Origin of the sequence: Corallococcus interemptor, from assembly GCF_003668875.1 — a bacterium.
Taxonomy (GTDB): Bacteria; Myxococcota; Myxococcia; order Myxococcales; family Myxococcaceae; genus Corallococcus; species Corallococcus interemptor.
In genome coordinates this window covers 18,061-43,308 of the sequence record NZ_RAWM01000005.1, presented here as the reverse complement: position 1 = coordinate 43,308, position 25,248 = coordinate 18,061, and the positions used below count along the sequence as shown (strand labels likewise).

General features: G+C 70.9%; 20 protein-coding genes. 9 read left to right on the top strand and 11 right to left on the bottom strand.

The features are described from left to right. Window positions 1-23: 23 nt before the first annotated feature. On the bottom strand, window positions 24-653 hold the full coding sequence (locus D7X96_RS03070) for a histidine phosphatase family protein (RefSeq protein WP_120546885.1): 630 nt from the start codon (window positions 651-653) through the stop codon (window positions 24-26). Window positions 654-1,044: 391 nt separating this feature from the next. Between D7X96_RS03070 and D7X96_RS03065 the strand changes: the two genes are divergently transcribed. After that, the gene (locus D7X96_RS03065; RefSeq protein WP_121721818.1) at window positions 1,045-3,024 is read left to right on the top strand and encodes a polysaccharide biosynthesis protein; all 1,980 of its coding nucleotides are present in this window, start codon (window positions 1,045-1,047) and stop codon (window positions 3,022-3,024) included. A gap of 75 nt (window positions 3,025-3,099) precedes the next feature. Here the strand turns inward: D7X96_RS03065 and D7X96_RS03060 are convergent, their stop codons facing one another. After that, window positions 3,100-4,038, bottom strand: coding sequence for a GNAT family N-acetyltransferase (locus D7X96_RS03060; protein WP_120546887.1), 939 nt, complete (start codon window positions 4,036-4,038; stop codon window positions 3,100-3,102). Window positions 4,039-4,280: 242 nt separating this feature from the next. On the opposite strand from D7X96_RS03060, the gene D7X96_RS03055 reads away from it, so the two are divergent. Together D7X96_RS03055 and D7X96_RS03050 are read left to right on the top strand one after the other, a co-directional pair. Then, a complete protein-coding gene (locus D7X96_RS03055) occupies window positions 4,281-5,654 on the top strand; it encodes a hypothetical protein (protein WP_120546888.1) in 1,374 nt (457 codons plus the stop codon). A 123-nt stretch (window positions 5,655-5,777) separates the two neighbouring features. Then, complete coding sequence (locus tag D7X96_RS03050) at window positions 5,778-6,929, top strand: aminotransferase class I/II-fold pyridoxal phosphate-dependent enzyme (RefSeq protein ID WP_121721817.1); 1,152 nt, start codon at window positions 5,778-5,780, stop codon at window positions 6,927-6,929. Here D7X96_RS03050 and D7X96_RS03045 read toward each other — a convergent pair. The 6 genes from D7X96_RS03045 to D7X96_RS03020 form a co-directional block, all read right to left on the bottom strand. Beyond that, window positions 6,850-7,596 (bottom strand): sugar transferase, encoded by a 747-nt coding sequence (locus D7X96_RS03045; protein ID WP_120546890.1) that lies wholly within the window; start codon window positions 7,594-7,596, stop codon window positions 6,850-6,852. The two genes, D7X96_RS03050 and D7X96_RS03045, sit on opposite strands and share 80 nt — an antisense overlap. A gap of 69 nt (window positions 7,597-7,665) precedes the next feature. Continuing rightward, window positions 7,666-8,991, bottom strand: coding sequence for a lipopolysaccharide biosynthesis protein (locus D7X96_RS03040; RefSeq protein ID WP_120546891.1), 1,326 nt, complete (start codon window positions 8,989-8,991; stop codon window positions 7,666-7,668). Beyond that, the gene (locus D7X96_RS03035; protein ID WP_120546892.1) at window positions 8,988-10,211 is read right to left on the bottom strand and encodes a glycosyltransferase family 4 protein; all 1,224 of its coding nucleotides are present in this window, start codon (window positions 10,209-10,211) and stop codon (window positions 8,988-8,990) included. Before D7X96_RS03035 ends, D7X96_RS03040 begins: the two co-directional genes overlap by 4 nt. 1 nt (window position 10,212) lies before the next feature. Beyond that, complete coding sequence (locus D7X96_RS03030; protein WP_120546893.1) at window positions 10,213-11,496, bottom strand: O-antigen ligase family protein; 1,284 nt, start codon at window positions 11,494-11,496, stop codon at window positions 10,213-10,215. A 25-nt stretch (window positions 11,497-11,521) separates the two neighbouring features. Beyond that, entirely contained in the window at window positions 11,522-13,678 is a 2,157-nt protein-coding gene (locus D7X96_RS03025) for a polysaccharide biosynthesis tyrosine autokinase (protein ID WP_244219429.1), read from the bottom strand. A gap of 44 nt (window positions 13,679-13,722) precedes the next feature. After that, window positions 13,723-14,844 carry a polysaccharide export protein gene (locus D7X96_RS03020; RefSeq protein WP_120550650.1) on the bottom strand — a complete coding sequence of 374 codons (1,122 nt, stop codon included), beginning with the start codon at window positions 14,842-14,844 and terminating at the stop codon, window positions 13,723-13,725. A 250-nt stretch (window positions 14,845-15,094) separates the two neighbouring features. Between D7X96_RS03020 and D7X96_RS03015 the strand changes: the two genes are divergently transcribed. Then, on the top strand, window positions 15,095-16,048 hold the full coding sequence (locus tag D7X96_RS03015) for a GNAT family N-acetyltransferase (RefSeq protein WP_120550651.1): 954 nt from the start codon (window positions 15,095-15,097) through the stop codon (window positions 16,046-16,048). Between the two features lie 30 nt (window positions 16,049-16,078). Beyond that, the gene (locus tag D7X96_RS03010; protein ID WP_120550652.1) at window positions 16,079-16,945 is read left to right on the top strand and encodes a hypothetical protein; all 867 of its coding nucleotides are present in this window, start codon (window positions 16,079-16,081) and stop codon (window positions 16,943-16,945) included. A gap of 7 nt (window positions 16,946-16,952) precedes the next feature. Here D7X96_RS03010 and D7X96_RS03005 read toward each other — a convergent pair whose 3' ends face one another. Then, window positions 16,953-18,125, bottom strand: a complete 1,173-nt coding sequence (locus tag D7X96_RS03005) for a zinc-dependent alcohol dehydrogenase (RefSeq protein ID WP_121768935.1) — start codon at window positions 18,123-18,125, stop codon at window positions 16,953-16,955. Window positions 18,126-18,295: 170 nt separating this feature from the next. On the opposite strand from D7X96_RS03005, the gene D7X96_RS03000 reads away from it, so the two are divergent. Further along, window positions 18,296-19,138: a helix-turn-helix transcriptional regulator gene (locus D7X96_RS03000; RefSeq protein WP_120550654.1), complete on the top strand. Its 843-nt coding sequence runs from the start codon at window positions 18,296-18,298 to the stop codon at window positions 19,136-19,138. 45 nt (window positions 19,139-19,183) lie between these two features. Next, entirely contained in the window at window positions 19,184-20,407 is a 1,224-nt protein-coding gene (locus D7X96_RS02995) for a hypothetical protein (protein ID WP_121768934.1), read from the top strand. Window positions 20,408-20,428: 21 nt separating this feature from the next. Here D7X96_RS02995 and D7X96_RS02990 read toward each other — a convergent pair whose 3' ends face one another. After that, window positions 20,429-21,709, bottom strand: coding sequence for a hypothetical protein (locus D7X96_RS02990; RefSeq protein ID WP_120550656.1), 1,281 nt, complete (start codon window positions 21,707-21,709; stop codon window positions 20,429-20,431). A gap of 46 nt (window positions 21,710-21,755) precedes the next feature. On the opposite strand from D7X96_RS02990, the gene D7X96_RS02985 reads away from it, so the two are divergent. Further along, window positions 21,756-23,117: a hypothetical protein gene (locus tag D7X96_RS02985; protein WP_147468210.1), complete on the top strand. Its 1,362-nt coding sequence runs from the start codon at window positions 21,756-21,758 to the stop codon at window positions 23,115-23,117. 9 nt (window positions 23,118-23,126) lie between these two features. Here D7X96_RS02985 and D7X96_RS02980 read toward each other — a convergent pair whose 3' ends face one another. Further along, the gene (locus D7X96_RS02980; protein WP_121768932.1) at window positions 23,127-24,005 is read right to left on the bottom strand and encodes an ATP-grasp domain-containing protein; all 879 of its coding nucleotides are present in this window, start codon (window positions 24,003-24,005) and stop codon (window positions 23,127-23,129) included. A 214-nt stretch (window positions 24,006-24,219) separates the two neighbouring features. Here D7X96_RS02980 and D7X96_RS02975 point away from each other — a divergent pair, with 214 nt between their 5' ends. Further along, entirely contained in the window at window positions 24,220-25,248 is a 1,029-nt protein-coding gene (locus tag D7X96_RS02975) for a serine hydrolase domain-containing protein (RefSeq protein WP_121768931.1), read from the top strand.

Here is a 25,248-nt window from a genome sequence, read left to right as displayed (position 1 = left end):
ATTGTACGGTGATCCAGGTCTCCTCAGGTGTCATCCAGGCTGAGCGCGCGCAGGTGGCTCACGTCCCCCCACGTCACCAGACGCAAGGACCCCTCATGGAGGTCGAACTGGTTCCAACCCGCGTTGAGGACGGAGAAGGCGCGCGGCAGGGTGGCGGGGATGCCCAGGCAGTGGCGCAACAGCGCGCTGAGCAGCCCGCCGTGGGTGACCACCACCACGCGGGCGTCCGGGTGGCGCGCGCCCAGGTCCTCCAGGCATTGCAGCGCCAGCCGCAGGCGCTGCGTCGCGCTCTCGCCTTCGGGCACGACGTAGTCCGCATGGCCTTCCGCGTACGCGGCGAAGACGTCCGGGTGGCGCTGGCCGGCCTCCGCGCGCGTCAGCCCCTCCAGCACGCCCAGGCCGCGCTCCCGCAGGCGCGCGTCCCGCTGGACGTCGTGGCCCGTCCTCGCCGCGATGCGGGAGGCCGTCTGCACCGCGCGGTCCAGGTCGCTGCTGTAGAGGGCCTGGAAGGAATGGGTGGACAGCCGCGCCGCCAGCGCATCCGCCTGCCGCAGCCCCTCGCGGCTGAGCATGCTGTTGAGGTGCCCCTGCAGACGCCCCAGGGCGTTCCACTCCGTCTCCCCGTGCCGGAGCAGGATGAATTCGGTCGTCATGGCCCCAAGCGTGGCGGGCGGGCCCCGGGGGAGCAAGGTTCGCGGAGTGTCCGCCAGCGGGCGCCACCATCGCGCCCCGGACGGGGCCGCCCCTGACGCCCGGGCGCGTGTCGCATCCCTGATACATCCTCGCGGGCGCACCGTTGGCCTCGCGCCCGCCCCACGCGGTTCCCATACCGGATGGATGGGTTTCCACCCTTGGATGCAGGCCGCCTGCTCAACCGCCTACAGCCCCCCGGGAAGGCAGTCTTACAGCACTCCCGGACGGCTTTGGCGCCACTGGATGCGAGCACACCTTTCCGTGATTCCAAGCTAGGGCGTGTCTTCCTGTTTGCGCGGTTGGGAGGACGGCGGAGGTCCGCGGGACGCCGGCTTGGAGGGGGAGACATCAATGGGACACGGGCAGAATCTGGATGCGATGGGCCTGGACGCAACGCCGCGGGAGGCCCCGGAGGGTGCGCCGCGCAGGGCCCACCGGTTCGGCTGGCTGCGGATGCTCGGTGTGGACGCGGTCCTCATCGCCGGCTCGCTGCTGTTCGCCACGATGCTGCACTTCGGTGACGGGCTGTCCCCGGCGTGCCGGGAGGTCCTGCCCCGGGCCGTGGCGCTGCTGGTGGGGGTGCGCCTGGCGACGCTCGTCTGGCTGGGGCTGCACCGCTGGTCCTTCCACCGCTCCGGCATCCACGAGGCCGTCCGGCTGGAGCTGGCCAGCCTCGCGGGCACCATCGTGTTCGAGCTGGTGCGCTCCATCTTCTTCATGGAGTCGCTGCCGTGGCAGGTGGTGGCGCTGGAGTTCTTCGTCACCACCACGCTCCTGGGCTTCCACCGCTTCGCGCCGCGCATGGTCCGGCAGTGGTACCTGGACCGGCGGCGCGCGCGGGCGAAGGGCTCCCAGCGCACGCTCATCGTCGGGGCGGGCAGCGCCGGGGACCTGCTCCTGCGCGACCTGTTGCGCGACCGCGAGAGCCCGTGGCACGTCATCGGGCTGGTGGATGACGACCCCGGCAAGCAGGGGACGTACCTCAATGGCAAGCCGGTGCTGGGCGTCCTGGACGCGCTGCCGGAGCTGATGAAGAAGCACCGGGTGACGCAGGTGCTCATCGCCATCCCCCGGCTGTCCCCGGAGCGCACCCGGCACCTGTTGAGCCTGTGCCGGCACCAGAGCGTCAGCTTCAAGATCATCCCGGCCTCGTTCGCGTACCTGGACCAGAAGATCACCGCCGCCATGCTGCACGACCTGTCGCCGGAGCACCTGCTGCCCCGGGACGCCATCTCGTTCGACCACGACGAGGTGCACCGGCTGGTGACGGGCCGCCGCATCCTCGTCACCGGCGGCGCGGGCTCCATCGGCAGTGAAATCGTCCGGCAGGTGGCGGGGCACTCGCCCTCGTCGCTGGTGGTGGTGGACATCAACGAGAACGAGCTCTACCTGCTGGTGCGCCAGCTGCAGTCGCGCTACCCGCACCTGCCGGTGCACTCCGTGGTGGCGGACATCCGCGACCTGGACCGGATGCTGCGCATTGGCCAGGAGTTCTCCCCGCAGTACGTCTTCCACGCGGCCGCGCACAAGCACGTGCCGCTGATGGAGGACGCGCCGGAGGAGGCCATCAAGAACAACGTCTTCGGCACGCAGAACGTGGCGCGCATGGCGGACGCCTGCGGGGCCGAGCGCTTCATCCTCATCTCCACCGACAAGGCGGTGAAGCCCTCGTCGGTGATGGGCGCCTCCAAGCGGCTGGCGGAGATGGTCATCCGCGACATCGCCACCACGTCGCGCACCGTCTTCTGCGCCGTGCGCTTCGGCAACGTGCTGGGCTCCGCGGGCAGCGTGGTGCCCCTCTTCAAGCAGCAGATCCAGGCGGGCGGCCCCGTCACCGTCACGCACCCGGACTGCACCCGCTACTTCATGATCATCCCGGAGGCGGTGGGCCTGGTGGTGCTGGCAGGCCTGGGCGGCTACGGCGAGCTGTGCATCCTGGACATGGGCGAGCCGGTCCGCATCGCGGAGCTGGCCGCGAACATGATCACCATGACGGGCCTGGTGCCGGACAAGGACATCCCCATCGTCTACACGGGGCTGCGCCCGGGAGAGAAGCTGGAGGAGGTCCTCATGTCCGAGGAGGAGGAGCTCACCCAGCAGGTGCGCAACCGCATCAAGGTGGCCCGGAGCCCCGCGCCGCCCGCGGACTTCCAGCTCCAGCTCAAGCGCCTGGACCGCGCGGCCCGCGCCGGTGACACCCACGACGTGAAGCGCGCCCTCCAGGACCTGCTGCCCGCGTACACCCCGTCGAAGCCACAGGGGACGGTGGCGAAGGTGCTGCCCGCCTTCCCCGCGAAGCCTTCCTCGGCGGAGCAGAACGTCAGCGCCTGACCCCACGCGGCTCCGGCTGTCGCCGGCAAGCCCCGGTCTCCCTTGCCCCTGACGGGCGGGAGGCCGGGGCCTTCTTCATCCGTGGGGCTGCGCCCGATAGGCCGGGAAGAAGCCGCTGGGGGGGGGAGCGCGGCCCTGCGACAGCGCGGCGTACGCCGCCGCGTCGCAGATGATTTCGTGCGTGTGGACGCGCCCGCTGGCGTTGGAGAAGCCGCGCTTGAAGTCCTCCAGCCCGTCCCCCGGAAGGAGCCCGCCCCCCAGGTGCAGCGGGAGCCCCATGCGGGCGCTCAGGTCGATCATCTCCCCGAAGACGTTCTTCGCCGGGGAGCGCGCCAGGTGCGCATCCGCCGTGCCGCCCAGGTAGTAGTGCAGAAGGCCGTCGCTGCGGACGACCAGCGCCGCGGAGGCCACCGCCCCGTCCGGCGCGCGCGTCGTCGCGAGCCACGCCTCCGGTGAGGCGAACACCTCCTCGAAGTACGCGTCGGAGAAGAAGTACCGGTGGCACGCGCGGTCCCGGACCATGGTCTGCCGGTACACCTCCCGGAACCCCGCGCGCTCCTCCGGCGGCGCGTCCCGGCACGCGCGCACCGTGCTCACGAAGCCCAGCCGCGCGTTGCGCCGCATGTGACGGCGGTGCATCTCCCGCAGCGTGAGCGGGAGGCGCGGGTCCACGAAGAAGACCTCGTTGCGCGCCGTGCCCCCCGTGAAACAGCGCGGCCCCTGGACCCGCTCCCTCACGAAGATGCTGACAAGCTCCGTGCCCCTCCAATCCACCGCCGGAGCAGGAACCCCGTCCCAACCGTCCGTCACCCCGCCTGGAAACCCATACGGAGAGATGGCGTCGCGCCAGGACGTCCCCTCAATCGCGCGCACGATGAGTGGGATCCGCACCGTCCTGTCCGTATTGCTTTGTTGGATGACCAGCGTATGGGTCACGTGTTCCGCACGCAGATGGTGCTCGGAGCGGAAGTACTGCCCGGACAGCGCCGAGGCGCCCGCGTCGGGAACCAGCACGGCGCTCGCCTGCCCTGTCCTTGTCATTCATCCCCCACCCGGAGTCCGCCAGCTCAGCCGGACAGGCCCACGGGGCCTTGCACTGACCACTGACAGCCTGTTTCAGTGATTTTTTTGTCTAATCACAAAGGAATTACGCGGGCCCGCAAAGCCTTTTGGCGTCCTGTGAACGCACTCCGGCGTTCCCACAACAGGGTAACCCATCGGCTGTCTGGTTGGAGTTACCCCACAGGACCCCCCTGATGTTGGAATCCCGTCGTCGCAACTCTGGTCGCGCCCTGTCGTCCCTGTTGTCGCTTGCCCTGCTGGTGGGTGGTGCCTGCGGCCCCAACCCCGAGCAGGACGCGGTCAGCACGGCCAGTCCCAACGGAGATAACACCCCGGGCAGCACCGATGTCGCCAGCCCGGACGCGGAGACGCTCGCTCCCTCTTCCCCCGAGGAGAGCACGGCCGTCCCCGGCGAGCCCGAGTCGGAGGACGTTGCCTCCGCGCCCGTGGCCGAGGCGGACGCCCCTGCCGCCGCTGAAGCACCTGCCACCGCCACCGAGTCGGAGGGCCTTGGCACCACCGCCCAGGCCGCCACCAGCCTGCGCACGGTCGCGGCCTGGGAGACGCTGTTCCTGAACCGCTGGAACTCGGAGCACACCTCCAGCTTCCTGCCGAAGAGCCAGTCGCTGGACAGCTGGCAGTTCTACGACCTCGCGTACGGCATTGACGGCAACACCGCGATGTATCGCGCCACCGGCAAGACGCAGTACATGGACCGGGCGCTGCTGTATGTGAACAACATGGTCAACCACGCGAAGGTCTCCTCTTCGCTGCCCCGCAGCCAGTTCAAGGACAGCTACCTGGGCTGGGCGTCCGCCCGCTCGGACACGCTGGGCCAGGAAGTCCCGCTGTTCGAAAGCTACTGCTGGCGTTACGTGACGCGCATGCTGCGCACCATCCGTGAGACGCCCGCGCTCTACGGCAACAGCAACTACAAGGCGCAGTACGACAAGCTGCTGGCGTTCACCGAACGCAACATGTTCGAGAAGTGGATGAAGCGCGGCGCGAACAGCTACATCTACCGCGTCAATACGCACATGGCGTCGCACTGGGCGTACATCTCCATGGACCTGTCGAAGATGACGACGGACGCCACGAAGCGGGCGCAGTACATGACCGTCTTCAACAACATCAACCGTGACATGCCCAACAACACCTCGTCGCTGCGCGGCCAGCTGATGGCCAGCCCGGTGAACGCCAACGCGTACTTCTGGGCCGCCGAGTGGGGCTCCAAGAAGCGTCCGGGCCAGGACGTGGCGCACGGCAACGGCGTGATGGCCTACATCGTGGAAGCCCACGACGCGGGCATGGAGTGGACGGACGCGGACATGCGCAAGTTCGTCACCACCCTGAACAACGTCATCTGGCCGTCCGCCAAGAAGTACGGCAACTACGTGGACGGCACGGGCAGCGGCACGGGCTGGTTCAATGACGGCCTGGTGAAGCTGGGCCGCTACAACGCCGCCCTCCAGCAGCGTCTGGAGACCCACACCGTGGGTCAGAACACCCAGTACTACGGCAACGGCGCGCTCAACGCGAAGCTGCTGTCGCAGGGTTCGGCGCTCTAGCCCGGATTCCCCAATGTGAAACAAACACCCCCTCCTCCCGCCCGAGCGCGCGGGAGGAGGGAGTGTGCGAACGCTCCAGGTCATGCCGGGATCCAAGTGCCCGGCCTTGCCTGGAGCTTTCGCATGTCCTCCCGCATCTACCTGTCCTCGCCCCACATGGGCACGCTCGAGCGCGGCTATGTCGACGATGCGTTCGCGAGCAACTGGATTGCCCCCCTGGGCCCCCACGTCGACGCCTTCCAGGACGAGTTCGCCCGGTGCGTGGGCACGCGGCACGCGCTGGCGCTGAGCTCCGGGACGGCCGCGCTCCACCTGGCGCTCCAGCTGGTGGGGGTGGGGCCCGGCGACGACGTGCTGGTGAGCACGCTCACCTTCTCCGCGTCGGTCAATCCCATCCGCTACCTGGGCGCTTCGCCCGTCTTCATCGACAGCGAGCGCACGTCCTGGAACATGGACCCCGCGCTGCTGGAGGAGGAGCTGGCGGTACGGGCCCGCCAGGGCCGGCTGCCCCGCGCCGTGGTGGTGGTGCACCTGTACGGGCAGAGCGCGGACCTGGACCCCCTGCTGGCCGCCTGTGACCGCTACGGCGTGCCGGTGGTGGAGGACGCGGCGGAGGCCCTGGGCAGCACCTACAAGGGGCGGGTCCCCGGCACGCTGGGCCGCGTGGGCATCTACTCCTTCAATGGCAACAAGATCCTCACCACGTCCGGCGGCGGGATGCTGGTGTCCGCGGACGGCGACCTGGTGCAGCACGCGCTCAAGCTGGCCACGCAGGCGCGCGACGCGGCGCCGCACTACCAGCACTCGGAGATTGGCTACAACTACCGGATGAGCAACGTGCTGGCGGCCATTGGCCGGGGGCAGCTGCACGTGCTGGAGGACCGGGTGGCCGCGCGGCGCGCGAACTTCGACTTCTACGTGGAGGCCTTCCGGGACCTGCCGGGCATCCAATTCATGCCGGAGGCGCCGTGGGGCCGCCACACGCGCTGGCTGACGACCCTCACCATCGACCCGGAGGCGTTCGGCGCGGACCGGGAGGCGGTGCGGGTGGCGCTGGAGCGGGAGAACATCGAGGCGCGGCCGGTGTGGAAGCCCATGCACCTGCAGCCCGTCTTCGCGAGCTTCGACCGGCGGCGGGGCGGCGTGGCGGAGGACCTGTTCCGCCACGGCCTGTGCCTGCCGTCCGGCTCCAACCTCACGCGCCAGGAACTCGAACGGGTGGTGGAGGTGGTCCGAGCCGTTCCGCGGACGCAGCGGATGCGGACGGCGGGCTGACCGGGGCGTCCGCCGGCTGCCGGAGGGCCACGACGTTGGCCTCCAGCAGCGGGGTGCCCATGAACTTGTGCATGGTGGCCTCGCTGGCGAAGGAGATGCCCTGGCGCTGCAGCACGCGCACCACCGTGAGCAGCAGGATTTTCAGGTCCAGCGCCAGGCTCCAGTGCTCCACGTACCAGACGTCCAGCCGGAAGCGCTCCTCCCAGCTGAGCGCGTTGCGGCCGTTGATCTGCGCCCAGCCGGTGATGCCGGGCAGCACGTCGTGGCGCCTCGCCTGCTCCGGGCTGTAGCGAGGCAGGTACTCCATGAGCAGCGGGCGGGGCCCCACGAGGCTCATGTCCCCCCGGAGCACGTTCCACAGCTGGGGCAGCTCATCCAGGCTGGTGGAGCGCAACAGCCGGCCGGCCCAGGTGAGCCGCTGCTCGTCCGGCAGCTCCTGGCCGTCCGCGTCCGTGGCGTCCAGCATGGTGCGGAACTTGAGGACGGTGAACGGGTGGCCCTTCCTGCCGGGGCGCCGCTGCCGGAAGAACACGGGGCCGCCCATGGTCAACCGGACGAAGAGCCCCGTGGCGGCCAGCACCGGGGAAAGACATACCAGGCCTGCGCCCGCCGCCACCACGTCGATGCATCGCTTGAGGAACAGCCCTGGGCCTGTCTGTCTTTGCATGGGGTATGGCGCTCCTTGAAGCCGGAAAGCCTAGAAATCCATCCGGCCCGCCACCACCGCCCCCCGGACTCAGCCTGTTGTCGGTTCCCGGGCATCCACCTGGGCGTCTGGAACGGGTTGGAGCCCTTGCGCGGGCTCCGGCGCCGTCAGCCGCCGCCAGACGCGCAAGGTGAGCCACGCGCTGCATCCCAATTCAGACACCCACCCCAGACCCAGGGCCCAGGCGGCCCCCACCGGGCCCACGCGCGGCACCCATATGGCACTGCCCAGCGCCACCACGGCCACGGAGACGACCAGCAGCACCACCTGGCCCTTGAGCTCGCGCGCCGCGGTGAGCCCCACCGCGAGGCTCAGGCAGACGTACTCCAGCGCCGCGGCGGCCATCAGCCAGACGAACAACGTGAGGTTTCCGGCATAGGCGGCGCCATAGAAGAGCGTCAGCGCCCAGCGGCCCAGGAGCGCCGAGCCGGCGATGGCGCACAGGCCCACCCCCGCCGCCGCGCCCACGAAGCCCGCCAGCACCCTGCCGTAGCGCCGCGAGTCCCCCGCCGCGTGGTAGCGCCCCAGCCGGGGGCTCACGGCCTGTCCCAGGGAGTGCACCACCCGGCCGCCCAGCGCGGCGAAGTACGCGAGCGCGGCGTACATGCCCAGCTCCGCCGGGCCCGCGTGCGCCTCCAGGAGGTAGCGCGGGATGTTGGGCCGCAGCGCGCCCAGCAGCGCCGTGAGGCCCAGCACCCAGCACAACAGGAAGAGCGCCTTGAGCCGCGGGCCCTCCGTGCGCCACGGCGTGCGCCACAGGGTGCTCCAGGGGCGCACGCCGGGGAACTCGCGCTTCAGTGCGCGCGCGTCGAAGACGAAGAGGACGATGGCCCACGCGAAGGCCATGGCCGCCGCGCCGGCGATGGGGCTGTGCGTGAGCCACAGGGCCAGCGGCACCAGCACCACCGACAGCACGCTCTTGGCGATGGTGGACCGGGCGATGAGCCCCAGCCGCTCCACCTTCTGGAGCGCGCCGTAGAACACCTCGCTCACGGCTTCGAAGCCCTTGGCCAGCGCCACCAGCGCGATGACCCAGCCCGCGTGGAGCGAGTCCGCCATCCCCGCGGCGATGGCGCAGCAGAGCACCACGCCCGCGGCGACGTTGAGCACCATCAGGCCCAGGTAGTGCTGGAAGCCGAAGGCGCTCCTGGCGTCCGTGGCCTGGAGCGTGCGCAGCTGCATGCGCGCCATCAGCAGCACCGGGGCGGTGATGGCCAGGGCGAGCGCGAGCTCGCCCACCTCCTCCATGGTGGCCAGCCGCGCGAAGGCCACCAGGACGCCCCACTGCGCGAGGGCGTAGACGAGCCCGGCGGAGAGCGACCAGATGAAGTTGCCCCCCACCGAGCGCGCCGTCATGACCGGGCCGCCGCCGCGCGCTGCAACACCTCCGACAGGCGCTTCGCCGCGATGTCCGCGGAGTAGCGCTCCCGGCCCAGCTTGCCGGCCAGCGCGCCGGCCTCCGCCAGCCAGCGCGGGTCGCGCAGCCTCTTGGCCAGCATGGCCGCCGCGGCGGGGATGTCCTTGGGCGGCAGCCTCAGGCCGAAGGGCTCCCGGTCCAGCAGCTCCGCCTGCCAGCCGCCGTAGTTGAGCGCCAGCGGGCGGCCCGCGGCGAGCGCGTCGAAGAACTTGTTGGCGGAGTTGTCCTGCATGCCCGGCACGTCCGTGAACAGCGACGTGGCGATGGTGGCCGCGCTCAGCACCGCGGGCACCTGCGCCTTGGGCACGCTGGGCAGGAAGAAGAGGTTCACTCCCTTCACGCCCAGCCGCTCCGCCAGCGCGTGCAGCATGGCCTCCTCACGGCCCTGGCCCATGATGACGAAGCGGACCTCCGGGTCCAGCTTGCGCATCTCCGCGGCCACCCGCACCAGGTACTCCACGCCGTTCACCAGCCCCAGCGTGCCCGCGTACAGCACCATGGGACGGTCCTGGAGCCAGGGGTACTTCTGGCGGAACTCCTGGCCCGCGGAAGGAGGCACCTGGAAGCGCTCCGGGTCGCAGAGGTTGGGGATGATGGTGATCTTCTCCGGCGGCACGCCCGCCGCCTCCACGCCCGCCTTCATGCCCGGCGACAGCGCGACGATGTGCTCCGCGCCCGCGTAGGCGGCCTTCTCCAGCAGCTGCGCGGCCAGGATGGCGGAGCGGCTCTTGAGCGCGCCCACCGCGATGGGGATGGCGGGCCAGAGGTCCCGCACCTCGAAGACCATGGGCCGCTTGTTCCAGCGGGACGCGGCGATGCCCGGCACCGCGATGGTGAGCGGCGTGCTGGTGGCGAAGAAGACGTCCGCGGGCAGCTGGGCGGCGCGGCGCGTGGAGTTGACCGCGAAGTGGCTGAAGGCCCGGATGCGGTCCGGGTAGCTCATGGCGTTGTTGTAGGGCACCGGCAGCCAGTGCACCTGGATGCCGCTCTCGTTGGACTCGCGCCAGCCCTTGCTCGTGCCGGCGTCCACGCGCGTGTCGGAGGTCACCATGTGGACCTCATGGCCCATGGAGACCAGGCGCCGCGCGAGCTCATAGGAGCGCGTGCCCCCGTGCATGGTGGGGGTGTTGAAGTACTGGTGCAGGTAGACGATGCGCATGTCAGACGGCTCCTGTGAATGAGGGTTGGGGAAGGGCCTGGGGTAGGGGAGGCCCCTCGTGCGCGGGCCGGCGTCCGGGGGCCGCGGTCACGGAGGCCATCACCATCAAGAGGAAGAGGGCGCGCGCGTCGTAGAGGTCGCCGCTGGACTGGCTGCCCAGCAGCACCAGCACCGCCGCGCCCAGGGTGGCGCCGTCCATGCCCTGGCGCCTGAGGAGCGCCGAGCGCACGAAGGTGAGGATGACGCCCGCGAACAGGAGCAGCCCCACGGCGCCGCCCTCGCAGAAGATCTCCAGGAAGAGGTTGTGCGGGTAGACGCCCAGGCGCAGCGCGGGGAACGCCGCCAGCCCCGCCCCCGCCACCGGGTGGTCCTTTCCCAGCTGGATGGCCCTCGCGTAGAGGATGTCCCGCCCGGACAGGTACACCTTGCCTTCGTTGCTGCCGGCGCCGCCCGCGCCCGTCTCGTAGTTGAGGGTGAGGCGCAGGAAGCGCTCCTGCACGGAGTTCGTCAGCGCCTCTCCCAGGGGGGAGAACATGACCACCGCGGTGATGGCCACCGTCGCCAGCAAGGTCAGCAGCAGGAGCCTGCGCAGCGGCACGCGCCCCAACACGAGGAAGGCGGTGATGCCCGCGACGATGGCGGCCAACCCGCCGCGCGAGCCCGTCAGCAGCGTCAGCACCACGCCGCAGGCGGCCATCGGAATCCACAGCCACGCCTGGCCCCGCCAGTACCAGAAGTAGAGCGCGCCCAGGGTGAAGAGCCCCATGAGCCGCGCGAAGATGTTGGGCCCGCCGTTCATCACCGCGAGCCGCCCGCCGCCGCCGCCCGCCAGCAGCTGCTTGATGCCGGCGAGCGCGAGCAGCCCCGTGGCCAGGACGACGATGGCCCAGAACGCGTCCAGCATCCGGGGCGCGGGCTGGCGCAGGCAGGCCAGCGCGAAGCCCACGCACATCACCGCGACGAGCAGGACGTCGTAGACCTTGGTCAGCGAGAAGTCGAAGTCGGGCGACCAGGTGGCGCTGGCGGCCATGTAGCCCAGGAAGCCCAGCAGGGCCGCGATGAGCGGCGGGTCGAAGCTCGCCTCTGCGGGACGGGCCTCGCGCCGGGCGCGGTGGAAGAGCCCCACCGAGGCGAACACCCCTCCGCAGATGACGATCCAGAGCCGCAGCTCCAGGAACAGGTCCGTCTCCACCTCCGCGGCGGCCAGGCGGTGGACGCCCCAGCGGCCCGCGAGCACGTAGAGGGCCGCGATGAAGCCCAGTCCTGCGCAGCGTATCCAGCTCACGGCGTGGCTCCCCCGGTGACGGCCTTCAGCTCGCGGATGGATACTCGTATTGGTAGACGCCGCTCACCGCGCGGCCCGTCCGGGAGCGCGGCACGCCGTTGAGGACCAGCCCCTGTGCCGGGACGCCGCTCTGCTCCAGCTGGTGCAGCGCGGTGGCCACCTCGCGCAGGGACTGGGTCGCCGCGCGCACCACGGCAAGGCGCACGCCCGCGTGCCGGCTCACCAGCGCCGCGTCCGTCACCGCGAGGATGCTGGGCGTGTCGAAGAGGACGGCGTCGTACTCGGCCGTCACGCGCGCCACGAACGTGTCGAACGCCGCGCCGGCCAGGAGCTCCGCGGGGTCTGGCGGAAGCTCCCCCGCGCCCAGGAAGGACAGGCCGGGCGCGGCCTCCTGGAGCAGGGCCTGCTCCAGGGTCACCGTGCCCCGCAGCACCTCATGCAGGCCGGGCAGGCGCGCCTCGCGGAAGCACCGGTGCAGCCAGCCGCCGCGCAGGTTCGCGTCCACCAGCAGCACGCGCTGGCCCGTCTCCGCCAGCACCCACGCCAGGTTGAGGGCGGTGAAGGACGTCCCGGCGCCGGGGCTGGTGCCGGTGAGGACGACGGCGTGGCTGCCCGCGTCCTTCATGGCCCGCGTCAGCCGCGTGCGCAGGCCGCGCACGCTTTCGGTGGTGATGTCCCGGGGGAGGCTGCGCGCCAGGATGCGGGAGGGGCTGCGCGGGCCGGACGCGCGCCGGGGGCCCAGGGGGAGGCTGGCGAGCACCGGCACCTGGAGCGCGGATTCCAGGGCCGCGGGGTCGGTGACGCCCGGGCGCAGCGACTGCCGCGCGAAGGCCAGCGCGACGCCGAACGCCAGCCCCAGCACGATGCTGACCGCGAGCACGTCCGGCTTCGCGGGGCGCACGGGCAGCCGCGTCACCACGGGCGCGTCGATGAGGCGCGCGTTGGTGATGGTGCTCGACTTGAGCACCCGGTACTCCTGGGCCTTGTTGTGCAGCTGGAGGTACAGCTCGTTGGCCACCTTCACGTCGCGCGTGAGCTGGGCGGACACCCGCTCCGCGTCCGGGATGCCCTTGAGCCGGGTGTCCAGCGCGCCGCGCTCCGTGCGCAGGCGCGCCAGCTTGCGCTCCATGGCCACCAGCAGCGGGTGGTGTTCCGTGAAGCGCTGGCGCAGCTCACTGCGCTCCAGCGCGAGCGTGGAGATGTCCTTGTCCAGCTCCACGCTCCGGTTGAGGACGGCCTGCGCCTCCAGCCCCAGGTCCACGCCGCCCTTGCCGGCGCGGTAGTCGCGCAGCGCCGCCTCCGCCTGCTCCAGGCCCTTGCGCAGGCCGGGCAGCTGGCTGTCCAGGAACGACAGCGTGCGGCCCGCGTCCTCGCTGCGGCGCTCCACGTTGGAGCGCACGTACGCATCCGCGATGGCCTGGAGCGTGGCGGTGGCCGCCACCGGATCCGGCCCATCCAGCGTCAGGTTGAGCACGCCCGTGCCGGCGCCCTTCTCCCCCATGCGCAGCGCGCGCTGCAGCTCCTCCACCGTCGCCAGCTTCGAGCGGCGCATCAGCGTGAAGCGCGTCCCCGGCCGGGCGTGCAGCTCCGTGACGAACAGCTCCACCTCGTGCGCGGCGTCGCCTTCCGTCTGGGCGCTGGTGCCCGCCGCGCCGTGGAGCACCTCGCGGCCCTCGGGCCCCCACAGCGTGTACGCGCCGCCGGCTTGCGCCACGAGCGTGAGCGGGAGGTCCTCCCACGCGGTGGGCACGTTCAGCCGCTCCACCTGGATTCTCTCCCCGCCCCAGGCGTACGAGTCCCCGCCCCACCACGGCACCGCCGCCAGCTCCGGGCCTTCATGCGCGCGGGCATGGGCCGCGCCCACCAGCGGGAAGTAGCGCGGCTCCGCGCTCACGCCCAGCTGCAGCGCGTCCGCCACGCGCCCCAGCAGGGCCCGGGAGCCCAGGACCTCCATCTCCGTGGACGCCATGCTGGGCGCGTCTGGAATCAGCGCGTCCAGCTGGCCCAGGCTGTTGCCCTTCTGCTCAATCTGGAGGATGGCATTGGCCCGGTACACCGGCGCCGTGGTGAGCAGATACAGCCCACCTCCGACGAGCGCCAGGGCGACGCACGCCGCGATGGTGGCGCGGCGCTCCCCCAGGATGGCCAGATACCGGCCCAATCCCAGTTCATCTTCATGCATGCCGGGGCCTGGGCGCGGGGGTGTCATGCGTGGATGGGGGCTCGTCATGGGTTGTTGATGATGATGGTTCTGTCTCCGATATCCACTGCCTGCCAGAGCAGCTGAACTGTTGGCTGGATTTGCTGGATGATTCGGTTCCAGGACGTCAGGTCGTGCGCGGAGACAAAAACCACGTCGCGCGGTTGCAATTGGAATTGCGTGGCCAGTAGCAGCGCGTCCGGCGAGCTCGCGTCCAGTTTGAAGATGGAGGGCCGCTCGAAGCTGCCCCGGATGACATACACGCGGCCCGGGTTGGAGGTGAGCGGATCGAAGCCCTCGGTGTCGCCAATGGCTTCCGCCAGCGTCATCCGTCCCTTCACCATCACGCGCGAGGAGGGCCTGCGGACCTCGCCCAGCACGAAGACCTTGTTGCGGCTGCGGTCCATCACGTTGACGATGTCGCCGTCCTGCAAGAGCCAGTTCTGGCTCACGTCGCCCTGCTCGTAGAGGGCCTGCAGATCGAGCGTGAAGGTGTTGCCGCCCCGGCTCAGGGTGACGGTGCGCAGGTCCGCCTCCACGGAGAAGCCCTTCGCCTGGGCGATGGCGTCCTGCACGCGCATGGGCACGTCGGTGATGGGCAGGGTGCCGGGGGCCATGACCTCTCCGGTCACCTGGACCTTCTGTCCCCGGAAGCCCGCGACGCGCACGTCCAGCTGGGGCTTCTCGATGACGCTCGCCAGCCGCTGGGTGAGCAGCTCGCGGACCTCCCGCAGCGTCTTGCCCGCCACGGGGATGATGCCCACGTGCGGGTAGAACATGGTCCCGTCCGCCGCCACGGGGTGGCCGGTGGCCTCCGCGGGGCGGAACTCGCCGGCGGGGATGGTCAGCTCCGGGTGGTCCCAGACGATGACGCTCAGCACGTCGTGCGCCGCCACCCGGTAGTCATAGTCCATGGCCACCCGGGCCAGCGGATCCACCCGCGGCTCAGGCCGCGCCTGCCTGCGGGCCTCCTGCTGGTTCCGGAGGAGGGACGCGTCGATGTTGACGATTTCGTAGGCGCCGTCCACGCCGGCGTCTGCCTTTCCCGCGTAGCGCTCCCGGAAGCCATCCTCGTCCATGTGCATTCCCGGGCCCCAGGCGCATGCGCTCAGGCAAAACACCGCGGCCAAAATCAGGACGTGTTTCATGGACGGGCAATCTTCCGGAGGAGGCGTGCAAGCGTAAGTCCGAACAAGCCCAAATGTCTGGAAGGCGTTAGCCCCCGCTGGCGACGTGACACATGCATTGCCCCGGGGGGCTGGGCAGGCGTGAAGCGCTGGAATCAGGACACCCACGCGGCACCCCGGGGGCAATGCCGGACGCGCCTCCAATTCCCATACCCTCTGGTTGTTTCGGGGGCTGTCCGGGCCCGTCCGTTTCCGACCGGGGGGAACACCCATGCATCCAGACACGCAGTGGAGGGCCATCCTCGTGCCGGATGGAGGCCAGCGGGCCGTTTCGTCTGACTATTTCCGCTCCGAGCAGCACCTGTGCGCGGAAGGCGTGACGCACAGCCTCGTCGTGGAGGACGGAGCGGGGCGGGCCATGCGGGTGCCGCTCATCGTGCGGCCCATTGAAGGCACGCGCTACCGGGACGCGGTTTCTCCGTATGGGTTTCCCGGGGCGGAGCTGAACGGGCTCTCCGAGGTGCCGCCGGACGCCATCGACTGGCGGGGCACGGAGCTGGTCAGCATCTTCCTGCGCGACCGCATTGGCGGGCCGTACTGCTTCGCGGGAGGGCGGCTGCGCACGGAGGTCTGTCTCATCGACCCGAAGCTGCCGGTGAAGTTCCGCAGCGACCACGCCGCGGACATCCGCCGCAACGCCCGGCGTGGCTACGCGTCCACCGTGGTGCCGGTGAAGGACTCCACGCAGGAGCAGCGCGAGGCGCTCAAGTCCATCTACCGGCAGACCATGGTCCGCAACCAGGCCGGGAAGCGGTACTACTTCACCGACGCCTGGTTCGAGCAGGTCTTCACCTGTCCCTTCGCGTGGCTGGTGACGACGCGCGCGCAGGACGGGGTGGTGGCCTCCTCCGCGCTGGTGGTGCTGAGCGACGGGCTCCTGCACAACTTCATTGGCGGCACGGCGGACGCGTACCTGGTGCACTCGCCGGCGAAGAACGAGTTCCCGGTGATGGTGGAGCTGGCGGAGAAGCTGGAGGCGTCCGTCCACCTGGGCGGCGGCGTGCGGCCGGGGGATGGCATCGAGCGGTTCAAGCGCGGCTTCGCCAACGCGATGTCCTGCTTCTACACGCACGACCTGGTCTGCGACCCGGAGGTCTACGCGCAGCTGTCCCGGGGGCACGCGGACGCGGACTTCTTCCCCATCTACAGAGCCCCCCGTTCCTGAAGCTTTCGTGCCGTTGGTGGAGGCGTTCCCATGGTCCTGTCACTTCCCCAGCTCCGCGACGTCGCGGAGGCCCGCTTCACCTGTCTGACGGAGCGGGAGCTCGCCGAGCGCCGGCGAGAAGAGGGCGTTCGCGTCATCTCCCACCGGGGGCACTACTGGGAGCAGTCCGGCGCGCCCGGCTTCTTCCAGCCGGTGCACCTGCTGGCGCGGCTGACGCCGGAGGAGGCCACGCCGCCCACGCCGCTGGCCTGGGGCTACCGGGCCGCGCTGACGCCGGAGACGGCGAACGTCGCCACCGGCAAGGTGCCCGTGGTGCGGCTGAAGGACCTGGACACGTATGACATGAGCCGGCTGAACTCCAACCGGCGCAGCAAGCTGCGCAAGTGCCAGCGCACGGTGCGCATCGTCCAGCTCACCGGGCCGTCGCTGCTCCTGGAGCAGGGCTATCCGGTGGTGCGGGACGCGCTGACGCGCACGCAGCACAAGAAGATCCCCACGCTGGACGAGTACCTCAAGGGCCTGCGGCAGTACTTCGCGTCCGACCACTGGTGCGTGCTGGCGGGCCTGGTGGACGACAAGCTGGGCGGCTACCTGGATGGCTACATCGTGGACGGCGTCGCGTATGGCTTCAGCGCCTATTACGCGACGTGGGCGCTGCCGACGAACATCTCCACGGGCCTCATCTACGAGTTCGCGCAGGTCTGCCGGCGGCTGGGGGCCCGGACGCTGGTGGGCGGGCTGCACGCGCGCGAGGCGGCCCAGCTCGAACAGTTCAAGGACGAGCTGGGCTTCGTCGTGGATCCGGTGCCCATCCAGTGGGGCATGAACCCGCTGGCGCGCGCCTTCATCCGCTGGCGCCGTCCGCACGCGTACTACCGGCTGACGGGCCAGGCCTGACGGGGGACTACGGCGTCATCACGACCTTGATGCAGCCGTCTTCCTTGTCGCGGAACTTCTTGTAGAGGGCGGGCGCGTCCGACAGCTTCGCGCGGTGGGTGATGAGGCGCGTGGGGTCGATGGCGCCCGCCTGGATCTTCTCCAAGAGCGGCCGGGTGTAGCGGTGCGTGTGCGTCTGGCCCGTCTTCATGGTGAGGCCCTTGTTGACGAAGGCGCCCATGGGGACCTTGTCCAGGAAGCCCACGTAGACGCCGGGCACGGACACGGTGCCGCCCTTGCGGCAGCAGTAGATGGCCTGGCGCAGCGCGTGCGGCCGGTCCGTGGCCAGCTTCACGGCGGCCTTCGCCTTGTCGATGACGGCGTCCAGGCTGCCGGTGCCGTGGGCCTCCGCGCCCACGGCGTCGATGCAGCGGTCCGGACCAAGCCCGCCGGTCATCTCCTTGAGGGTCTCGTAGACGTCCTGCCTGGTGAAGTCGATGGTCTCCGCCTTGCCCCAGGACTTCGCGAGCGCCAGGCGCTCCGGCACGTGGTCGATGGCGATGACCCGGCCCGCGCCGAACATCCACGCGCTCTGGATGGCGAACTGGCCCACCGGGCCGCAGCCCCACACCGCCACGGTGTCGCCCTTCTCCATCTGGCAGTTCTCCGCCGCCATGTAGCCGGTGGGGAAGATGTCGGTGAGGAAGAGGACCTGGTCCTCGGTGAGGCCGTCCGGAATCTTGAGGGGGCCCACGTCCGCGTAGGGCACGCGCACGTACTCCGCCTGGCCGCCGGAGAAGCCGCCCAGCATGTGCGAGTAGCCGAAGAGGCCGGAGGGCGAATAGCCCATCATCTTCGCGGCCGCCTCCGCGTTGCGGTTGGAGCGGTCACAGAGGGAGAAGAGGGTCTTCTTGCAGAAGACGCACTCGCCGCACGCGATGTTGAAGGGGACGATGACCCGGTCACCCTTCTTGAGCCTGGTGACGCCGGAGCCAATCTCCATCACCTCGCCCATGAACTCGTGGCCCAGCACGTCGCCGCTCTTCATGGTCGGCATGTAGCCGTCCAACAGGTGCAGGTCGGAGCCGCAGATGGCCGTGCGGGTGACGCGGATGATGGCGTCGCGAGGGTCTTCAATCTTCGGGTCGGGGGCGGACTCGTAGCGGACGTCGCCGTGGCCATGCCAGCAGATGGCTTTCATCGGGTGCGGCTCCTTGGAGGAGGGAGAAAGGCGTTGGAGCAAAGCTGGGGACTTGCGGCGTCCATGGCCAACACTCCCGCCACGCCGCCGCCTGCCCGTCTGGCGCGCGGAAGGGCGGAATCGGCGTCCGGGGATGCAATGGGACCCCTGTCCGATGCGAAAAAGGGGAGGTGACCCCCACACCCGTCCTCGAGTTCGGCCGTTACCTGGGTACGCCCCTCCAGCGCGTGGAGGTGGCGGGGCTGGTGCTCACGGAGAGCACGTACGCGCCGGGCGTCCGGTTGCCTTCCCATGGGCACCGGCACGCGGGCTTCCGGCTCACGCTGGAAGGTGGCTTCACGGACGTGGTGGAGGGCCGCGCGCGGGAGTGCGCCGCCCGTTCGGTCGCCTTCCAGGCGCCCGGGCTGGAGCATGCGCAGCGCATCCGGAATGTGCGCACGCGCACCTTCAACATCGACTTCTCGGAAGCCTCCTGGCGTTCGCGGAGCGCGCTCGCGGCGGGGTTGGATCCTCGGGTGGACCTGACGTCGGTGCGGCTGGCCACGCTGGCGGCGCGCGTGTACCAGGAGTTCCGGCGCGCGGATGACGTGGCGGCGCTGGCCATCGAAGGGCTGACGCTGGAGCTGCTGGCGGAGGCGGTGCGCGCGTCGGCGCCAGCGCGGGGTTCGGGCCCTCCGGCGTGGCTGGGGCGCGTGCGCGAGCTGCTGGACGCGGTGCGGGGGCCTCCGCCCACGTTGGCGGACCTGGCTCGGGAGGCGGGGGTGAGCCCGCTGAGGTTGGGGCGGACCTTCCGCCAGGTGTACCGGTGCAGCCCGGCGGAGTACCTGCGGCGCTCCCGCCTGGAGCGCGCGAGCCGGGCGCTGCGCGAGACACAGCGGCCGCTGGGGGACATCGCGCTCGACGCGGGCTACTGCGACCAGAGCCACCTGACGCGCGAGTTCCGCCGCCGCCTGCACCTCACCCCCGCGGAGTACCGGCGGCTGGCGGGACGTGCATCCGGTTCCACGCGGTAGGTTTCGTCCAAGACGGCGGTGGGCGGGCGGTCCTATCTCCCGGGCATGACCCTGGAATCGCCTTCCTTCCGCCGCGCCGTGGCGCTCCTGTGCGTGGCGCTGATGGGGACCGCCTGCGCGGGTTCCCGGCCCGCTCCCGCTTCGGCTCCGGTGATGCACCACGTGGACTCCGGGCGCACGCAGTGGGTGTTGCGCCCGTCCGAGGCGTACGACGCGCTGTGCATGTTGAACCTGCTGCGGGGAGACGCGTTCTACACGCGCTTCTATCCAGCGGAGTACCAGCGCTTCTCCGCGCTGCTGGAGCCTCGCGAGCACGTGGCGCTCGCGCACCTCACCGAGCGGATGGGGAAGCAGGGCGGGAAGATGGTGGGCCCTTTCCTGACGCTGGTCTTCTCCGTGACGGGGCCCACCACGGTGGAGGGCCTGGCGGCGACGGTGGCGGATGACGCCGCGTGGAGCCGGATGCGCGAGGACTTCCTGGCCACGTCATACGGACGGGAGGACGGCTTCGCGCTGATGGAGGACGTGCGAGGAGACCTGGGCGTCCTGCTGGCGTTCCTCGCGCGTGTGGAGTTCCCCCGCATCTGGCGGGCGGAGTACCTGCCCCAGGTGGAGCAGGCCATCACGGGGCTGGCCGCGAAGGTGACGCCACATGACGTGGTGGGCTGGAACGAAGGGGTGCTGGGACGGAAGCTCCAGGTCCCGGCGGTGAACGCGCACGTCCTGAAGTTCGCGAAGCCGCACGGCATCCGGGTGACGGGGTGGAACTTCCTCACGGACGCGACCTATCCCGCGGACGTCACCGTGAAGACGGCGGTGCATGAGCTGCTGCATCCACCGTTCGCGCGCGAGGGCGTGCTGGACGCGAAGCTGTCCGCGCTGGAGGCGGACCCCTACTTCCAGCGGCTCGTGCGCGAGCATGACCCCGCGTTCGGCTACACCAAGGCGCGTGGCCTGACGGAAGAGGACTGCGCGGAGGCCATCGACGTCTACGTCAGCGAGCGGCAGGGCCTGCTGCGCAGGCGGGATGGCCAACCGCTCACGGGCGCGGAGTTCTTCCGCGACCACGATGACGGCATGCACGTCCTGGCCTTCGTGCTCTACGAGGAGCTGAAGCGCGCGGGCCCTTCACGGGCCGGGACGTACGAGGACTTCCTCTTGGGGCTGTTCGAGCGGGGCGTGCTCCAGCCCGGAGGACTGGAGCGCCGCTTCCGCGCGTCCCCGGGGCACTACCCCGTGAAGGCGCTGGGCGAAGCGGCGGCTCCGTGACGGGGGCGCGTCACCCTGGAGTCAAGGCGGGGTGTCCCTGGCGGTGCTGTCGTTCAGTCGCTGCTGAAGGGCCTTCCATCCGCGGTCGAGCGTTTCGCCCGCGCCCTGGGCCACCTGCTCCGGGGAGAGGTTGGCCGTGCGCTGGCGCACGCGGTCCATCCAGACGAGCGGGGCGTAGAGCTGCTTCGCCCGCTGCGGACCCAGCAGCACGGTGAGCACGTGCTCCAGGCCTCCGGCTCGCGCCAGCAGCGTCCGGCCCAACAGCAGCGTCGCGCGGGTCTGCTGGAACAGGGGCAGGCTGTCGCCGTGCTTGCGCAGGGCCTGGGCGCTGTCGTGCACCTCGCGCCGCTCCGTCTCCTCCAGGTAGGGGCTGGCGGCGAGCTTGTCGAGCGACGCCGCGGCCTCCTCGTAGCGTCCGCGCCGGGTGTGGATGAAGGCCCAGCCCCACCACGTCAGCTCGTTCTCCACGCCCAGCGTCTGGAGCGAGCGCAGCCCCTGCTCGATGTCGTCCTCGGCGGCGCGCTCGCGCTTGAGGCCCATGCGGTTCCACGCGCGCAGGAAGTGCCCGGCCGCGAGCACCGCCTCCCGCGACTGCGCGGGCGTGCCCTGCTGGAGGGCGGGGAAGGCCTCCGGGGGAAGGCGCTCCGTCTCCGTGAGGAAGCCGGTCAGCTCCTCCTCCGCGGCGTAGTGGTAGCCCGCCTGGCAGAAGGCGGTGCCCCGGCTGGCCTGCACCGCTGCGCGCAGGGGCGTGGGCCAGCCAGGCGCGGGCGTGGCGCGCGACAATTCGTAGAAGACCAGCTCCGTGGCGGGGATGCGGTCGGACTTCTCCGCGGTGTCCAGCACCAGCAGGGCGGCGGCGAGGAAGGCGTGCTCCTGGCCCGCGTCGTAGGAGGGCAGGGGCAGGGCCTCGCCGGAGGCCCACCGGTTCCACAGCAGGGGGAACTCGTCCTCGTCGCGCGTCTGGAGCGTCTTGCGCGCCTTGTAGAAGGCGACGCCCAGGTCCAGGTACGTGCGGGCCGCCGCGCGCGTCGCTTCGTCGGTGAGCGGCTTGTCCGGCAGCGCGCGCGTTTCAGCCAGGGCCTTCCAGAGCAGGGCCACCTCCTCCGGCGCCTTGGGGTCCCCGTCCGCGCGCACGGTGAGCTTGAGCGCGCGGTAGGGCACGAGCGCGACGGAGTCGCGAAGGCGCTCGTCAATCTCCGCGCGCTCCTTCGCGGCGCGCTCGGCGTCCGTCTTCTGGCAGCCGCCGCACGCGGTGAGTCCCACGAGGAGGAGGGCGGCGGCGCGGTGATGCAACCCGTTCATGCCCGCGCACGGTAGCACCTGCCACGGCGCGGTAGGATGGGGCCCCATGGGTCTCGACCTGAGCTTGCAAGTCACGGAGTCCGGCGGAAGGAACAACCCCGAGTCGCCTCCCGTCCCCTCGAGGACCCATGCGATGCAGGTCCGGCTGCGGCGTGGCTGGCTGGGCTATCGCGAGACCGGCAAGGACGAGGTGCTCCTGGACTTCACCCGCAGGCGCCGCCTCACGCTCGACGAGGGCGCGAAGACCTACGTCGACGAGTCGATGTACGCGGACGTCTGCTTCCGGCACTTCGAGCTGAGCAACCGCGAGCACCTCCACGCCGTCATCACGGCCGGCCTGGGAGATGCTTCGGACTTCGCGCCGGTCATCATGGAGCATCAGCTCTCCGTGCTCGACAAGGCGCGGGGACGGACGCTCGCGGAGGCGAAGGCCACCGGGCCTGGGGCGATGCTGCGGTCCCTCTTCTCCGGGCGCGGCAAGCCGGCGGACATCCTCATGAAGTCCGAGGCAGGGGGCACGGCGTTTGTCACCGCGGAGGGACGCCCGCTGCTGGCGTACTCGGATGACGGCGTCCGCGTCGCTCCCAGCCTGGGTGGACAGTTCGTCCAGTTCCTCCGGCATCGCTTCCATGGCCACCCCCTCATCCTGGAGCGGCTCGGCTCGGCCCACCGCGTGCCGCGCGACATCCAGTACAGCGCGAAGGCGATGCGCGGCTCCCCGGGGAGCACCGTGACCTTGCGGCTCCAGTCCGACACCGTCGTGCCCGACAGCGGGCTTCCCATTGGCGGTTACCGCCGCGTGGTGCGCGGAGGGCCCGGCCTGCCGGATGACGCCACGCTGGAGCGCGTGACGCTCGGCGCCGCTCCCGACGGTGCGTCGGTGCGGGAGCAGCGGAAGCGGGAGGCGGAGGCGTCCGTGGCCGCGGGCCGGATGCTCGAAAGCGTGCTCGCGTTCTTCGAGCTGAAGTTGCAGACCGATGAGCTGATGCCGGGGCTGGGCGAGGCCGTCCAGGCCATTCCGGACGCGGACGTGCGGCGCTTCCGGGAGGCCCTGTCGCGGCCTCCCAACGACAAGGCCACGGCCAGCGCCATGGCCCCCGGGTTGGTCGCGCTCCGTGCGGCGGCGGGGCGCCACGCGCATGTCCTCAAGAGCTTCGAGGCCGGAGCGCGCCGGGCCCTCGGTGAGGCCCCTGCGGCGCGTCAGCTGCTGCTGGAGGTCATCCAGGCCAATCCCTTCTTCACCGGCGCCTACAAGGACCTGGGGGACCTCTGCGTCGCGGATTGGGACATGGGCGCGGCCTGGGTGTGCTGGGACGCGGCGAGGAACATCGCGCCACGGCACTCGCTGTTGCAGGACGTGAGCGGGATGGAGGCGATGCTGGCGGCCGAGCACCCCGAGTACTTCTGACGCCAGGGCCTATTTGAGGTCGAGCAGCGCGGCGAAGAGGTCGCGCGGATCCAACCCGGGCGGCAGGCCGGAGACGCCGCCGTCATTCACCTCCACCACCGCCCAGCCGCCGTCCTCCAGCATCGCCACGTCCAGCGTGAAGAACGGGGAGGGGATGCGGCGGCCCAGCGGCTCGAAGGCGGTGAAGTCGGGCACCTCCACGTCGAACTCGTGGTACGGCTCCGCGGCCAGCAGCCGGCCCGCGCCGAAGAACAGCCGGAACTCCAGGTGCGCGGGGCCCGCGGGCGTGCGCCCGTAGACCTTGAGCGGCAGGTAGCGGCGCACCACGAAGCCTCGCTCGAAGCGGTCGCCGCGCTCGTCGAGCAGGTTCTGGCAGATGCGCTCGAAGTCCTCGCGCGTGGCGTCCGCCGGGACGAAGCACGCCTCCGCCCAGCGCTCCTTCGCGGACTTCACGTGGTCCTTGAGGATGTACGGCGGCGGGCCCAGCTTCCGGGCCGCGCGCCACGCCTCCGCCGCGTCCGGCCCGTCCGTCCACACCGAGCGCGCCGTGTAGCCCGCGAGCTTCGGGTACCAGTGGGGCAGGTAGTGCGCGGCGGCGTACTGCTCCGGCGTCGTCCCCAGGCGGTGCCCCAGCGCCCGCACGGCCTCGTCGAGCTCCGTGTACTCCTCCTCCGTGAGCATCCATCCCCGGTACAGCAGCCGGAGGTGGCCTCGGTCGGGCACGCCCGTGAGCGCCCTCGCCGCGTCGCCCGACAGGAGGGCGGAGAGGTCCGCCTGGTACGTGTCCACGCCCAGCGCTTCGGCCGCGTCGGCCTCCACGTCGAACGGATCCGGCTGGTGGGGGTTGCGCCCGAACAGAATCGCCTTCACGGCAGGGACAGGAGGCATCCAGGTGGCCTTTCGTCAGGGGAAGGGGAACGGCGGGCCCACCTGGACGCGAGCACACGTGGGACCTGACACGGCCCCGGCGTGCGCGAACGCGGGCGGCATGTCTGGACGAAAGGGGCTTCCAGGAGGCGGACGGCCCTGCACGGTGGCGCCTGACAGAAGCGCGTCGGGAGGGCTTGCCTCACCGGGTGGCGGGCCCGTAAAGCGCCTCCCCATGTCGAACCCTTCCGACCTCCTCCGCGCGGAGCTGCGGCCCTACCTGCGCGGCTATCCGACGGCCCATGTCTGCGCGGCCATGACCTGGCGGGGCGCGCTGCACGTCGAAGGACTCCGGGGCAAGGGGCCGCCCCCGGCGACGGATGCCCTGTTCGGGCTGGGGTCGCTCACGGAGGTCTTCACGGCGGCGCTGCTGTCGGTGATGGCGGAGCGCGGGGACGTGCGGCTCGACGAGCCCCTGGGCAACCTCATCCCCGCGTCGCTGTTGAACGACGAGATTGCCCGGAGCATCACGCTGGAGCAGCTGGCGACGCACACCTCCGGGCTGCCGCACCTGCCGCCCAACCTGGACGCGGCGCCGCGCAATCCGGACGACCCGTTCGGCGGGTACTCCGCGAGCCTGTTCGGCGAGTTCCTGCGCAACTACCACCCCCGTCGGCCGCCGCCGCACCCGTCCTCCGAGTCCTTCCTGGGCATGGGCGTGCTGGGCCACGCGCTGTCCCGGCGCATGACGTTGAACTACGGGCACCTGATGCGGGACGTGCTGTGCAAGCCCATGGGGCTGATGGACACCACGGCGCGCGTCACGGAGGAGCTGGCCCCGCGCCTGTTGCAGGGCCACACCGCGCGAGGCAAGCCCGTGCCGCCCTGGACCTTCCCGGCGCTCCCGGGCGGCGGCGCGCTGCACTCCACGGTGGGGGACGTGATGCGCTTCCTGGAGACGGGCCTGGGGCGCGGCGAGCCGTCGTTCACGAAGGCGCTGTACCGGATGCAGGCGCCCCGGGTGAAGGCGGGGCCCTTCCAGCGGGGCCTGGGATGGAACGTGTCCCAGGTGCGCGGGAAGGACGTGGTGTGGCGCTCGTCGGTGATGGGGGGCTACGTGGGCTTCATGGGGCTCAGCGTCGCGGCGGACGCGGCCGTGGTCCTGCTGTCGGACCACGGCTGGTCGTTGTTCGCGGCGCTGCGGGGGCGCGTGCCCCTGGAGGCGCAGGGGCTCGCGCTGCTGTCGCGGTTCCTGCCGCCGTGA

What these genes read in the sequence shown, in the direction of transcription:
- D7X96_RS03005 (WP_121768935.1), bottom strand. Translation starts at nt 18,125, where the DNA reads ATGAAAGCCATCTGCTGGCATGGCCACGGCGACGTCCGCTACGAGTCC.
- D7X96_RS03015 (WP_120550651.1), top strand. Translation starts at nt 15,095, where the DNA reads ATGCATCCAGACACGCAGTGGAGGGCCATCCTCGTGCCGGATGGAGGC.
- D7X96_RS03050 (WP_121721817.1), top strand. Translation starts at nt 5,778, where the DNA reads ATGTCCTCCCGCATCTACCTGTCCTCGCCCCACATGGGCACGCTCGAG.
- D7X96_RS02995 (WP_121768934.1), top strand. Translation starts at nt 19,184, where the DNA reads ATGACCCTGGAATCGCCTTCCTTCCGCCGCGCCGTGGCGCTCCTGTGC.
- D7X96_RS03020 (WP_120550650.1), bottom strand. Translation starts at nt 14,844, where the DNA reads ATGAAACACGTCCTGATTTTGGCCGCGGTGTTTTGCCTGAGCGCATGC.
- D7X96_RS03010 (WP_120550652.1), top strand. Translation starts at nt 16,079, where the DNA reads ATGGTCCTGTCACTTCCCCAGCTCCGCGACGTCGCGGAGGCCCGCTTC.
- D7X96_RS03070 (WP_120546885.1), bottom strand. Translation starts at nt 653, where the DNA reads ATGACGACCGAATTCATCCTGCTCCGGCACGGGGAGACGGAGTGGAAC.
- D7X96_RS03040 (WP_120546891.1), bottom strand. Translation starts at nt 8,991, where the DNA reads ATGACGGCGCGCTCGGTGGGGGGCAACTTCATCTGGTCGCTCTCCGCC.
- D7X96_RS02990 (WP_120550656.1), bottom strand. Translation starts at nt 21,709, where the DNA reads ATGAACGGGTTGCATCACCGCGCCGCCGCCCTCCTCCTCGTGGGACTC.
- D7X96_RS02975 (WP_121768931.1), top strand. Translation starts at nt 24,220, where the DNA reads ATGTCGAACCCTTCCGACCTCCTCCGCGCGGAGCTGCGGCCCTACCTG.
- D7X96_RS03065 (WP_121721818.1), top strand. Translation starts at nt 1,045, where the DNA reads ATGGGACACGGGCAGAATCTGGATGCGATGGGCCTGGACGCAACGCCG.
- D7X96_RS02985 (WP_147468210.1), top strand. Translation starts at nt 21,756, where the DNA reads ATGGGTCTCGACCTGAGCTTGCAAGTCACGGAGTCCGGCGGAAGGAAC.
- D7X96_RS03025 (WP_244219429.1), bottom strand. Translation starts at nt 13,678, where the DNA reads ATGCATGAAGATGAACTGGGATTGGGCCGGTATCTGGCCATCCTGGGG.
- D7X96_RS03055 (WP_120546888.1), top strand. Translation starts at nt 4,281, where the DNA reads ATGTTGGAATCCCGTCGTCGCAACTCTGGTCGCGCCCTGTCGTCCCTG.
- D7X96_RS03045 (WP_120546890.1), bottom strand. Translation starts at nt 7,596, where the DNA reads ATGCAAAGACAGACAGGCCCAGGGCTGTTCCTCAAGCGATGCATCGAC.
- D7X96_RS02980 (WP_121768932.1), bottom strand. Translation starts at nt 24,005, where the DNA reads ATGCCTCCTGTCCCTGCCGTGAAGGCGATTCTGTTCGGGCGCAACCCC.
- D7X96_RS03035 (WP_120546892.1), bottom strand. Translation starts at nt 10,211, where the DNA reads ATGCGCATCGTCTACCTGCACCAGTACTTCAACACCCCCACCATGCAC.